10 protein-coding genes are annotated in these 12,386 nt (G+C 59.5%); 5 read left to right on the forward strand and 5 right to left on the reverse strand.

Features of this window, described 5'->3' with window-relative positions:
* Nucleotides 1–15: 15 nt before the first annotated feature.
* The gene (gene aroB / locus FN828_RS18205) at nucleotides 16–1,128 is read right to left on the reverse strand and encodes a 3-dehydroquinate synthase (RefSeq protein WP_142494797.1); all 1,113 of its coding nucleotides are present in this window, start codon (nucleotides 1,126–1,128) and stop codon (nucleotides 16–18) included.
* On the reverse strand, nucleotides 1,125–1,673 hold the full coding sequence (locus tag FN828_RS18210; protein ID WP_142494798.1) for a shikimate kinase: 549 nt from the start codon (nucleotides 1,671–1,673) through the stop codon (nucleotides 1,125–1,127). Before FN828_RS18210 ends, aroB begins: the two co-directional genes overlap by 4 nt.
* A gap of 121 nt (nucleotides 1,674–1,794) precedes the next feature.
* On the opposite strand from FN828_RS18210, the gene FN828_RS20680 reads away from it, so the two are divergent.
* From FN828_RS20680 to FN828_RS18230, 5 genes are all read left to right on the forward strand, one after another.
* On the forward strand, nucleotides 1,795–1,944 hold the full coding sequence (locus tag FN828_RS20680; RefSeq protein WP_185959088.1) for a hypothetical protein: 150 nt from the start codon (nucleotides 1,795–1,797) through the stop codon (nucleotides 1,942–1,944).
* On the forward strand, nucleotides 1,934–3,451 hold the full coding sequence (locus FN828_RS18215; protein WP_142494799.1) for a hypothetical protein: 1,518 nt from the start codon (nucleotides 1,934–1,936) through the stop codon (nucleotides 3,449–3,451). The genes FN828_RS20680 and FN828_RS18215 overlap by 11 nt, the downstream gene beginning before the upstream one ends.
* The gene (locus tag FN828_RS18220) at nucleotides 3,451–4,392 is read left to right on the forward strand and encodes a site-specific tyrosine recombinase XerD (protein WP_235891527.1); all 942 of its coding nucleotides are present in this window, start codon (nucleotides 3,451–3,453) and stop codon (nucleotides 4,390–4,392) included. Before FN828_RS18215 ends, FN828_RS18220 begins: the two co-directional genes overlap by 1 nt.
* A gap of 72 nt (nucleotides 4,393–4,464) precedes the next feature.
* Nucleotides 4,465–5,781 carry an HlyC/CorC family transporter gene (locus FN828_RS18225; protein ID WP_142494801.1) on the forward strand — a complete coding sequence of 439 codons (1,317 nt, stop codon included), beginning with the start codon at nucleotides 4,465–4,467 and terminating at the stop codon, nucleotides 5,779–5,781.
* A 92-nt stretch (nucleotides 5,782–5,873) separates the two neighbouring features.
* Nucleotides 5,874–6,461 (forward strand): nucleotidyltransferase family protein, encoded by a 588-nt coding sequence (locus tag FN828_RS18230; protein WP_142494802.1) that lies wholly within the window; start codon nucleotides 5,874–5,876, stop codon nucleotides 6,459–6,461.
* Here FN828_RS18230 and FN828_RS18235 read toward each other — a convergent pair.
* The 3 genes from FN828_RS18235 to FN828_RS20925 all read right to left on the reverse strand — a co-directional run bounded on the left by FN828_RS18235 (nucleotide 6,458) and on the right by FN828_RS20925 (nucleotide 12,181).
* On the reverse strand, nucleotides 6,458–9,829 hold the full coding sequence (locus FN828_RS18235) for a Hint domain-containing protein (protein ID WP_142494803.1): 3,372 nt from the start codon (nucleotides 9,827–9,829) through the stop codon (nucleotides 6,458–6,460). The two genes, FN828_RS18230 and FN828_RS18235, sit on opposite strands and share 4 nt — an antisense overlap.
* Before the next feature lie 371 nt (nucleotides 9,830–10,200).
* Complete coding sequence (locus tag FN828_RS18240; protein WP_235891529.1) at nucleotides 10,201–11,535, reverse strand: Hint domain-containing protein; 1,335 nt, start codon at nucleotides 11,533–11,535, stop codon at nucleotides 10,201–10,203.
* Complete coding sequence (locus tag FN828_RS20925) at nucleotides 11,495–12,181, reverse strand: hypothetical protein (protein WP_235891528.1); 687 nt, start codon at nucleotides 12,179–12,181, stop codon at nucleotides 11,495–11,497. The genes FN828_RS18240 and FN828_RS20925 overlap by 41 nt, the downstream gene beginning before the upstream one ends.
* Nucleotides 12,182–12,386 lie beyond the last annotated feature (205 nt).

The following is a 12,386-nucleotide window of genomic DNA, read 5'->3' on the forward strand; positions in this document are numbered from 1 at the left end:
GCGGTTCGGGGAATACTAGCGGGCGTCCAGCGCCTGTTGCAGAACTGTGCGAACAATCGTCATGTCCACATCCTGCGTCACGAACGCCTGTCCAATCCCACGGGCCATGATGAAACGGATTTTACCATCCACCACTTTTTTATCCTGCCCCATCAGCGCAATCAGCGCGTCAGCGTCGGGCAATTCCCCTTCGATATCAGACAGATCGACCTTCATCTTCATGTCGCGCAAATGCGCACGCAGGCGGCTGGGGTCTTCTTGGGAACACAGCCCCATGCGGGCCGACACCTCGAACGCAAGGGCGCAACCGATGGCGACACCTTCGCCATGCAGCAGACGATCAGAATAACCTGTGGCCGCTTCCAGCGCGTGACAGAACGTATGCCCCAAGTTCAGCAAAGCCCGATCACCCTGTTCGGTTTCATCCCGCTCCACAATGCCGGCCTTCATCTGAACGGACCGTTTCACAGCGTAAATCCGGGCGTCCATATCACCGGATGCAGCGCATGAGGCATTCGCTTCAAGCCATTGGAAAAATTCGAAATCCCCCAACAATCCGTATTTCACCACCTCGCCGTAACCGGCCAGAAAATCGCGTTCTGTCAGAGTGCCCAACACCGCCGTATCGGCCAGCACAAGCGATGGCTGATGAAACGCCCCAATCAGGTTTTTGCCTTGCGGTGCGTTGATCCCGGTTTTCCCCCCGACCGAGCTGTCGACCTGCGCCAAAAGGCTGGTGGGAATTTGCACGAACCGCACACCCCGACGCAAAACCGCAGAGGCAAAGCCAACCAGATCGCCAATCACGCCGCCCCCGAACGCGATGACAACATCGTTCCGTTCGATCTTTTGCTCCAGCAACCATTCAACAGTGCGGGTGAACTGGGGCCAACCCTTAGTGCTTTCCCCGGCGGGCAATGTCAACGAAACGCTTTCAATTTCAGCCGCTTGCAGGCCACTCTTCAACGCATCCAGATGCAATGCCGCCACGTTTTCATCGGACACGATCGCCACACGCGGGCGTTTCAGTAGCGGACGGATCAATTCCCCTGAGCGGGCCAACAGACCGGGGCCGATGTGGATGTCATATTCGCGCCCGGCAAGACCGACATGAACGGTTTCCATCATTCGCATTTCTCCAGTACATCGGGGCGTGCCAGCAGCACATCAATCACCAAGGTCGCAGTTTCCTCGATTGAGAATTTGGAACTGACGTCCACCTTCAGATCAGCGCGGGCATAGATGGGGGTGCGTTTTTCATACAGCCCTGTCAGCGTGGCCCGCGGATTGGGGGTGCGCAGCAATGGGCGGGTATCCTTGTGCCGGACCCGCTGCCACAACAAATCCAGCGGCGCATTCAGCCAGACGGCCACACCCTTTTCGGAAATCATCTGCTGATTGCGATCTGCCAGAAACGCCCCGCCACCCGTGGACAGAATGCAGCGTTCGTTTTCCAACAACCGCTGGATAACCTGACTTTCCTTATCACGGAAAAACGGTTCCCCATCGCGGGTAAAGATTTCAGCCACGCTCATGTTGGCGGCGGTTTCGATTTCGGCATCCGAATCAAGGAACGGCACATCCAGACGCGCGGCCAACGCCTTACCGACGGCGGTTTTCCCTGCGCCCATCATTCCGACAAGCGCCACAGTTTTTTTTAGTTTCCAGCTCATAAACGGGCCTTTTCGGCTATCTTGTGCCGTTTTTCAATCTTCACGGATGAATGACGTGATCTTGTCGAAAAGGCCAGTTATAAGTTGTGGAAAATGCGCACACAGAAAAACAGGCAGGACTATGGGGCGTCTTATCAAATGGTTGTTCATCCTGATTATCCTAGGGGTCATCGGTTTGACGGCCTATGCCTATGTCGGTCCGTTTCTGGGGGCTGATTTTTCCCCGAAACAGACGGAAATACGCCAATCGGTGACGCTTGATGCGGGCTAAGATACTGGCGCTTGCGCTGGTGCCTGTGGCGGCGCAGGCCGGGCCGCCGCTGTCGGCGATTGATTGGCTGAATGATCCCGTCCCGGTGATCCAGCCCTTGCCGGGCGCGGCTGAACCGCCCGTTTCCGGCGGTGTCACCACGCCCGATATATCCGTCACGCCGCTGGGGGAACCGGCACGGGATTCGGTGGGGTTATTGCCGTCCTCGGTCACGGGGCTGCCCGGATCGTTGTGGCAAAGCAGCAGATTCCAGCGCGTTGCAACATTGATGCAGACGCAACGGCTGGCCGATCTGCCTGCCATGCAATCGCTGCTCTATACCCTGCTATTGGCCGAGGCAGAGCCGCCCATTGATACGGGCAATGTGGGGGCGTTTCTGTCAACCCGGCTGGACATGCTGATTGATCTGGGTGCTGTGGAACCGGCACAGGCATTGCTGGAACGGGCCGGGCCAACCACGAAACCGCTGTTTTCGCGCTGGTTCGATGCCACGCTTCTGACCGGAGACGAAGATCAGGCCTGTGCCGAACTGGTGAAATCACCGGGGCTGGCCCCATCCTATGCGGCGCGGATTTTCTGTACGGCGCGGATGGGCGACTGGCGGGCGGCGGCGTTGACGCTCAGCACCGCACAAACGCTGGGCCTGCTCAGCCAGCAAGAAGAATCCCTGCTGTCGCATTTTCTGGACCCCGAGGAGTTCGAGGACGATCCGCTGCCCCTACCCCCGGTCCGTCCAACGCCATTGGTGTTCCGTCTGTGGGAAGCCGTGGGCGAACCGCTGCCCACCGCGCCGCTGCCACGGGCCTTTGCCGTGGCCGATCTGCGCGATATGTCCGGCTGGAAGGCCCGGATCGAAGCGGCTGAACGTCTGGCCCAAACCGCCGCCTTACCGGAAAACCGCCTGCTGGGCGTGTATTCAGAACGCCTGCCTGCGGCATCCGGTGGTATCTGGGACCGGGTCGAGGCGGTGCAACGCTTTGACACCGCCATCCGGTCTACCGATCCCGGTGCCGTGGCGCGGGCCTTGCCGAACGCGTGGCGCACCATGCAGGCCGCCCGGCTGGAGGTGCCATTTGCCCGGCTATACGGCAAAGACCTGGCGCATCTGCCCTTGGGGGGCGAAGCCGCCGATCTGGCCTATGCGATTGCGTTGCTGTCGCCCGAATACGAACAGATCGCCCAGACCAAGGGGGAAAACTTTCCCGCGCGCCTGTTCCTGACCTCTTTGGCCAAGGGACAGCCGCGACCGGCGTCGGCCGCAACCCCATTGGAACGCGCGATCGTCAGCGGATTTCAGACGCGCGAGCTGCCCACCGATCTGTCTGTGGCGTTGGCCGATGGGCGCGTCGGCGAAGCCATCTTGCAGGCGATGCTGCTATATCAAAGCGCCATGCGCGGCGAAACCAAGGATCTGGTCACGGCACTGGCCACGTTCCGGGCGCTGGGGCTGGAAGATACCGCCCGGCAGGCGGGGTTGCAGGCCTTACTGTTGCAAAGGACCCCATGATGAATGCGCATCGCTGGATTTCCGCCATGCTGGAAGCACAGGCTGCCGAACTGGGGGCCGCGCAAAACACCCTGTTGGCCTATGGCCGCGACCTAAAAGATTTCGCGGATTGGGCCGAGGCGCGTGGGGCGGATTTTGTTACCTTGGATCGTGACGTGATCGAGGACTATCTGATCCACTGCGACGCTCAGGGATTGTCACAGGCCACACGGGCACGGCGGTTATCTGCGATCAAACAACTGTACCGATTTGCCTTTGAAGAAGGCTGGCGCAACGACAATCCGGCCATCCAAATCCGGGGACCGGGGCGCAAGAAATCCCTACCCAAGGTGCTGTCTGTGGATGATGTGGAACGCCTGCTAAAAGCCGCGCGAAAAACCGGGCGCAACAAACCGGAACAACTGCGCAATACCTGTTTGCTAGAGGTGCTTTATGCCACCGGAATGCGGGTCACTGAATTGGTTTCGCTGCCCGTGGGGGCCACACATGGCGATCCGCGTATGTTGCTGATCATGGGGAAGGGCGGCAAGGAACGAATGGTCCCCCTGTCCCCCCCCGCCCGCGAGGCGCTGGCCACATGGAACGCGGTCCTGGCCCAAGAAAACGAGGCGCTGAAGGCCAAGGGCGGCACCCCGTCGAAATACCTGTTTCCGGGGCGCGGCAAGGCGGGGCATCTGACCCGGCACCGTTTCTTTGCGTTGATCAAACAAATGGCGGTAACGGCGGGCCTGTCGCCGGACATCGTAACACCGCACACGCTGCGCCATGCCTTTGCTACGCATCTGTTGGCAAATGGGGCGGACCTGCGGGCGATTCAGACGCTTTTGGGCCATGCCGATGTATCGACAACGGAAATCTATACACATGTGCTGGACGAACGGCTGAAACGGCTGGTGCTGACACATCATCCGCTGGCACAGGGCGAAAATAGCGGCAGCTAAGGCGGCCACGTCCCTTGAACCAAGGGGCAATGCCCCCCATAACCCTATGCAAATTGCACAACGAGGGACGACATGGAAACCACCCCCGCCCCAACGGGCGACACGATGCTGGATAGCGCATTCTGGATCACAACAGCGTCGATCCTGTTTCTGCTGGTGCTGTCGGGGTTCTTTTCCGGGTCTGAAACGGCGCTGACGGCGGCATCCCGTGGCAAATTACGCGCACAGGCGGACAAGGGATCACGCGGGGCGGAACGCGCCCTGAAAATCACCGAAGATAACGAACGCCTGATCGGGTCCGTGCTGCTGGGCAACAACATGGTGAACATTCTGGCGGCGTCACTGGCGACATCGCTGTTCACCAATCTGTTTGGCGAAAGCGGCGTGGCGCTGGCAACGCTGGTGATGACGCTGCTGGTACTGATCTTTGCCGAGGTGCTGCCGAAAACCTATGCGATCACCAATGCCGAACGCGCAGCGGCGGGCGTTTCCCCGGCGATTCAGGTGGTGATTACCGTATTTTCCCCGATGGTCAGCGCCGTGCGCTGGCTGGTGCGGGGCGTCTTGCGGGTATTTGGCGTGAAAGCCGACCCCGACAGTCAGATTTTGGCCGTGCGCGAAGAAATCGCCGGGGCGCTGTATCTGGGCCATTCCGAAGGTGTGGTGGAAAAGGAAGACCGCGACCGGATTTTGGGGGCGCTGGATCTGGGCGAACGCGCGGTCGAAGAAATCATGCTACATCGCAGCCAGATTGAAATGATCAATGCCGATGACACCCCCGAGGCAATCCTGTCGCAATGTCTGGAAAGCAATCACACCCGCCTGCCCGTCTATCGCGGCAACCCGGATAATATCCTTGGGGTGGTCCATGCCCGCGACCTGCTGCGCGGAATGCACAAGCTGGCCATTACCCCCGAAGCCAAGGGGCTGACCGGGTTCAACATTCTGGACGTGGCAATGCCGCCCTATTTCGTGCCGGACACCACCACGCTGGACGATCAGATGCGGCAATTCCTGCGCCGCCGGACCCATTTCGCGCTGGTGGTCGATGAATATGGATCACTGGAAGGGCTGATCACGCTAGAGGATATTCTGGAAGAAATCGTCGGGGAAATCACCGATGAATTTGACCCTGATGCCGCCCATCCGATCCAGAAAACCAAAGACGGGCAATTCGTGATCGAAGGCGCCATGACCCTCCGCGACCTGAACCGCGCAACCGATTGGGCGCTGCCGGATGACGAAGCCAACACCGTTGCCGGGTTAGTCATACACGAGGCCCAGATGATCCCCGAAGTGGGACAAGTGTTCAGCTTCCACGGGTTCCGGTTCGAAGTGCGCGGACGCGAAGGCAACCGCGTGACAAAGCTGAAAATCCGCCCTCTCTGAGTGGGGGCAGACGGTGAGGGCAGGACGCCTTCGGCGAGAGTATTTAGGATCAAAAAGAAGCAGGGGCGCAGGCCCGGCAGCAGGAGGGGTGAATGACAGGCTGTATCATGATCCTTGCGGCGGGGGCGTCGTCGCGGATGGGACCGGGGCGGGATAAGTTGCTGGAACCATTGGCGGATGGGCTACTGCTGCGGGTGATGGTAAATCGGGCATTGGCTGTGTGTGGCTGGGTGATGGTGTGCCTGCCGGGACCGGATCATCCGCGCGTGGCGCATATTGGTGCGGCCACGCCGATTTGGGTGCCGGATGCGGACGAAGGCATGGCCGCCTCGATCCGGGCGGGGGTACGGGCGTTGCCCGAGGCGGTGACAGATGTGATGATCCTGCCCGCCGATATGCCGGAAATGACGGAAATGGATTTGCAAACAGTCTGGGCGGCGCATCAGGCCGGGGCGATTACACGCGGGGCCAGTGCGGATGGCACGCCGGGGCATCCGGTGATCTTTCCGCAGGATTTGCTACGTGAATTGACCGAATTGCGCGGCGACGAAGGGGCGCGGTCCGTCATCGTGCGGCACAGGCAACGGGTGCATCTGGTCCCCCTGCCCGCGCAGCACGCGCTGACCGATCTGGATACCCCCGAAGCCTGGGCTGCGTGGCGGGCCGCGCAGGTGATCTAACGCGCCAAGAGCCGAGCCTCGTGCGCGGTCAGCGTGACGCGGGCCGCAGGGTAGACCTGACTGGTCTGGCCCTGCGCCAGTTCCGGGAACAGCGCAAACAATTCTTCCCGCTGGGCATGGTCCATATCAGACAGGGTCAGGTCGCCGGGCTGGAAGCTTTCGCTCCATGCGCCATCGCCCATCACCACCTGATGCCGGTCCGTCATGAAATGCACATAGGTCACGCCGGGGGCCTGCACCTGCCGGATGCCCGGCAGGCCCGTCAGGGCAATTGCGGGGGCGAATGCCTCTTCCTGACCGAACCACAGCGCGGCTTCGCGGGTGTTGACCAGCATCCGGTGCTGTGGCGACACGAACAGATCGCGTTCCGGCTGATTTGGCCCCAACGCCCCCTTGTGGATCAGGATCGGGCGCAATTTTGGCGCACGTTCCAGTTCCGGTCGGGTCAGCGCACGTTGGCCGATCCAGGCGATTTCCTGAAAACCATTGTCGCGGGTCAGCACCCGGTCGCCACATTGCAGCAGCCCGGCCGGAACTTCGCCCCGTGCAGTTTTGATCAGGCTGGCGGGGGTGAAGCACGGCACATAATTGATATTCTCGATATTCGCGAAATCCAGCGTCGTGCCGTCCAGCCATTCGACATGGCCGTTTTCACCATTATCCGGATCATAGGCAATCGTGGCCGGGCCGGTGATATTCAGCGTATCGCCCAGCACCTCGCCGGTTTCGCCGCCATCAACGGCCATATGACCGCCGCGCATCCCGCGCACGTTGAACGTATCATCCCCGCCATCGCCCGAGGCGCTGTCCCCCGCGCCCATGTCAAAGCTATCGTTGCCATCATTGCCATAAAGCTGATCGGCGCCGTCGCCGCCATTCAACAGGTCGTCCCCCGCGCCGCCATACACGGTGTCATCCCCTGCCCCGGCCAGAATGGTATCGTTGCCATCCCCGGCATCGATCACATCGTTGTCGCCGTCGGGACCATCCACCATGTCGCCTTCGGGGTCGCCGGTATAGGCCACGTCGATCAGATCGTCGCCTGTGGTGCCTTCGACCACACCATCGGGAACGGACGGTGGCAGCGGAATGCCGATTGCGTGCAATTGCGCCGGGCTGGCCACTTCGGATGGATCAATCCCTACAAGCGTCAGGGTTTCGCCATTGGGGAAGGACAGCAGCGCATTGCCATTGCCATCATCGCTCACGATCACGTCCGAGGTGTCGATGGTATCGCCCGCAGCATCCTGCATATTGGTGACATCCACCTGATCATAGCCGGTATAGGTGCCATCGCCGTTATCCGTGGGACCACTAAAGCCTTCGACGGCATCGTTGCCGGAAATATGGCCCAGCAGGATTGTGTTCGTTCCCCCCCCAAGGATCAGGTGTTCCACGCTTTGATAATTCGCGGTCGACACGCCGTCACTGACGAAACCGTTGCCCTGCACATCGGTGCGCATATCCACCGTCAAATCGGTGGTCACGCGGCTGAAATCCAGAACATCGCCATAGGTTTCGGCCTGACCTTCCATTTCAATGGTGTCGTTGCCGAAGTTATCCTCCATAACGATGGTGTCGTCGTTATACCCGGTCCACAGGAAATCGTCGCCTTCGCCGCCTTCAAGGTAATCTTCGCCATAGCTGCCGCGCATCCAGTCATTGCCCGCGCCGCCGATCAGCGTGTCATTGCCCCGGTCGCCTTCGATCTTGTCGTCGCCATCGCCACCTTCGAAATAGTCGTCGCCATCGTACCCTTCGAAAGAGTCATTTCCAGCGCCGCCATAACCGACATCGTTGCCGTCATTGCCATAGATGTGATCAGCGCCTTCCCCGCCATAGAAGGTATCGTCGCCATCGCCGCCTTCCAATTGGTCATCGCCATCGCCGCCTTCGATCAGGTCATTGCCCAATCCCCCCAGCACGGTATCATTCCCGGCGCCCGCCTGAATATGATCGTCATCCGATCCGTCGCGGGCGTCGCCGTTATCAACCATGTCACCATCGGGATCGCCGGTGTAAAATTCGTCGATCCATTCGCCTGCATCCGTTCCCGACACGATGAAATCGTTGCCCGTTGCGGCACCGGCAGGAATGCCAATAGCCACCAGCGCCGCCGTTGGGGCAAGGCTACCGGGGTCAATGCCCCGCAACGTCAGGCTTTCGCCATTGGGGAAGGTTAATACGGCATTGCCAGCGCCATCATCCAGTACGGTGACATCGTCCGTGGTCACAGGATCGCCTATATCATTCGTCAACCCTGTCACGTCTAACAGATCAACGCCAGTAAAGCTGCCGTCGCCATTATCCGTGGGTCCGGCGAAATCATCCACCATCCGCGTGCCGCCGCCATCGCCCAGAATAACGGTGTCATCGCCACCGCCCAGAACCACGCTTTCAATCTGGCTGAATACGGCGGTCTGAACGCCATCCGACACGGTGCCCGCCTCGGGGTCGGTGCCGCTGAAATCCACGGTCAGGTTGGCGGTTACGGCGCTGGCGTCCAGTTGATCGCCATTTGTTTCGCCGGTTTCACCGCCCATAATCATATCGTTGCCAAACCCGTCAGACAGGGTGATCGTGTCATCGCCGCCTTCGCCAACAACCCAGTCATCCCCCACGCCGCCAGTGATCTGATCGTTACCTTCGCCACCGAAAACACCATCGTCGCCTGCGTCGCCGTCAATCGTATCATCCCCGAATGTACCTTCGATCTGATCGCCACCAGTGGTAATCACATCGCCATCCGACGGATCGACATAGCCCAGTTCCATCACGTCACCGCCCGCCGTGCCGGTCACGATCCCGTCCGAGATCGGGCCATAGGCTTGCGTTGCATAGCCAGTATTGAACCAGGTATTGCCTTCTTCGACAGTGCCGGGGGCAATGGCGCCATCGCCGTCGAAATCCACATCGGTATCGCGGTCGATGGTCAGGGTGCCATAATTGTCATTCGCATCCGTGCCGGGGGCAAAAAACAGATTGCTCAGCGCCGGGGCGCCTGCATCTGCGGACACAAAGGTACTGGCGTCGATATTCAGATAGGTATCGCCCATGCCGGTCAGGCTGTCCTGCACCGCAATCGACCCGTGCAAATCCACAGACTGATAATCATACAGCACGGTTCCGGCCTGATAGTCTGCAACGCTGTCATAAACCTTGATGGACAGGATATGGGACGTGGGCAGCAATTCACCATCGGCGTTCACATCGTCCACAAAAACCTGAACGATCTGGCCATCCCCGAAAATCTGCGTGCCGCCATTCAGGGTAATCTGCCCCGCGCCATCATTTCCGATTCCCGGACTGACCCCCAGATCGGCGTCCTGAACCACATCAATACCATAGGAAATAAACGAAACCGTCACGATGAAACCCTCTTACCCGGTTGAGGGCGACAGACCGGGACATTCTGCCCCTGGAATCCTGTGTGCTGTATCATGTCGTTCGCGCCTCATGAAAGTACCCCGATCCGTTCGGGGAAATTAACTCAGCGTCAGTTACACACCCGGTTCCAGACAATATTAGGGCGCGAATTAGGCATTTTCCGAGGAAATGCGGGGAAACTGAGGCGATTGTTTCCATACCAAGACAGGCAACCGCCATGCTGGCCAGCAAAAACCCCAAAGACCCGTCCCGCAGATGCGGAAACGGGTCAGGTCAGAAAAAGAGGACAGCCCCGCCCCCTTTTTCGGTCCCCACCCGAAAATTCCGGGTGGGTCGCTGCAAAGCAAAGGGATCAGCCGTTAACCAGCAGGCGGGCTTCGTAGCCCTTGAGCGAGCGGCGGGCGGCCTGATAGCCGTTGATACCTGCTGCGGTAGCCAGTTCCGGGAACAGTTCCAGAATTTCCTGACGCTGTTCGTCACCGATACCGTTCAAGGTATAGTCGCCAGGCTGGAAGCTTTCGGTCCATGCGCCATCTGACAGAACGACCTCGTGCCGGTCGAACATGAAGTGGATATAGGTGGTTCCCATCACATTGACGTTGTGAATGCCCTCCATACCGACCAGATGCTTGGCGGCGGCCAGAACTTCGCGTTCCTCGAAGAACAGCGCGGCCTTGTCGTTGTTCACCAGCATACGGTGGTTCGGCGACACCATCATGTCACGTTCCGGCAGACCGTTGCCCAGCGAACCGGCCTTGATCAGGATCGGTTTCAGATGCGGGTTCCGCGCCAATTCCACACCAGTCAGTTGCTTGGCACCAACCCAACGGATTTCCTGAATGCCGTTGTCGCGGGTGATCACCTTGTCCCCGACTTTCAAATCCTGCACCAGACGCGCGCCCTGCGGGGTGGCGATCACGGTGCCGGGGGTAAAGCAAGGCACGATTTCCTCGATATTTTCAAAGGTCGAGGTGCCGATCACATTGCCGTCGGTATCCAGATATTCGATGGTGCCATCGAACCCGTTGCCATCGCTGTCAACGGTCGTGGTTCCAACGCGGCTATTGCCACCCGTCAGATGCAGCGTATCCCAGTCGTCCCCGGCCGAACCGCCGCTGACATGTTCACCCGGATTGATACCATAGATCACGTCACGATCTGCACCGCCGTCGATGACATCAATACCCGATCCGCCGGTCAGGGTATCGTTCCCTGCCCCACCGATCAGCGTATCATCATCATTACCGCCGCTCAGGACGTCATCATCAATCTGGCCGTCCAGATAATCATTCCCGGCATCGCCATACAGCGTATCGTCGTCATCCGCGCCATAGATCGTATCGGCCCCGTCGCCGCCCAGAATATAATCGCGGTTGTTGTCGGGGTCGCTATCCGCCGGATACAGGCCCGGATAGCCCAGATCGGGCAATGCGCTGGCGTCCGGGGTTTCATTGTCCCCATAGATGATGTCGTGATTATCGCCACCTTCAATCGAATCCGACCCGTCACCGCCGTAGATCGTGTCTTCACCGTTGCCGCCCTGAATGGTGTCGTCACCATCATACCCATAGATGATATCGTCATCAGGATCATTGCCGGGGAAGATATTGTCGCCAGCATCAACGAAATCGCCATCCGGGTCGCCATCATAAGAGGTGTCGATCAGATCGTCGCCACCCGTCCCCATCACGGTCGCCATCCTCGGGGTCGCAATTGTCGGTGGTCTGGAAATGCACGTCGCTGACATAGATACGCTGCGCGCCGTCGCCTTCGTTGGCATATTCGATCTCGATCCGGGAAACCGGACCTGCGATCTCCACCAGCACCGAGGCGTCGCCATCAGTCGGTTCATAATTCATGGGACCGCCGGTCAGCGTATCGCCAGCGGCTGTAACCGCGCTGCCAGCGGTGAAATTTACGCCGATCAGATTGCCCGACGCGTCATAGGCCCGGACAGTGACCACATCCAGCATCGAAGTCCCGCTGGCGGTATAAGGGTCCGCGCCGGAATCGATGTCCGAAATACGGAAGCTGACATTCTGAACATCATCGCCGAACAGATTGTCCGAAGAACTGAACTCCAGCGTCGTGATCGAGGTGGTGTCGGTGCCGCCTTCGCCGCCCAGACCCAGCAGCTTGGCAACTGAATTCGGATCGAAATCTTCACCGGGGGCAACGTAGGTATCCGTTCCCATGACATAGGCCTGTGCGCCCTCGTCCACGGCGTTGAACCCCACATTCACCGTCACACCGCCGGTATCCACCGTCGACATCGGCCCAACAGCCGAGTTCAAAGCCCCCAGTGCGCCCCAATCCAGAAACAAATCAGCCATGATAAACCTCTTTCACCAGCACTCCGCGCGTTGCGATCATCGCAATGGACGCGGCGCCCATGCCCTTCCTAGGCTCAGGACCCATTAATCGGCTTGAGATCGCATTGGTCGCATGCTTCAAATCCCCAAACTTTCAGGGGGTATCATGAGCAATCTATTTTGGCTGACCGACGAACAGATGGCGCGGCTGCGACCGTTCTTTCCC

Origin of the sequence: Thalassovita litoralis, assembly GCF_900182725.1 — a bacterium.
In the GTDB taxonomy this organism is placed as follows: domain Bacteria; phylum Pseudomonadota; class Alphaproteobacteria; order Rhodobacterales; family Rhodobacteraceae; genus Thalassobius; species Thalassobius litoralis.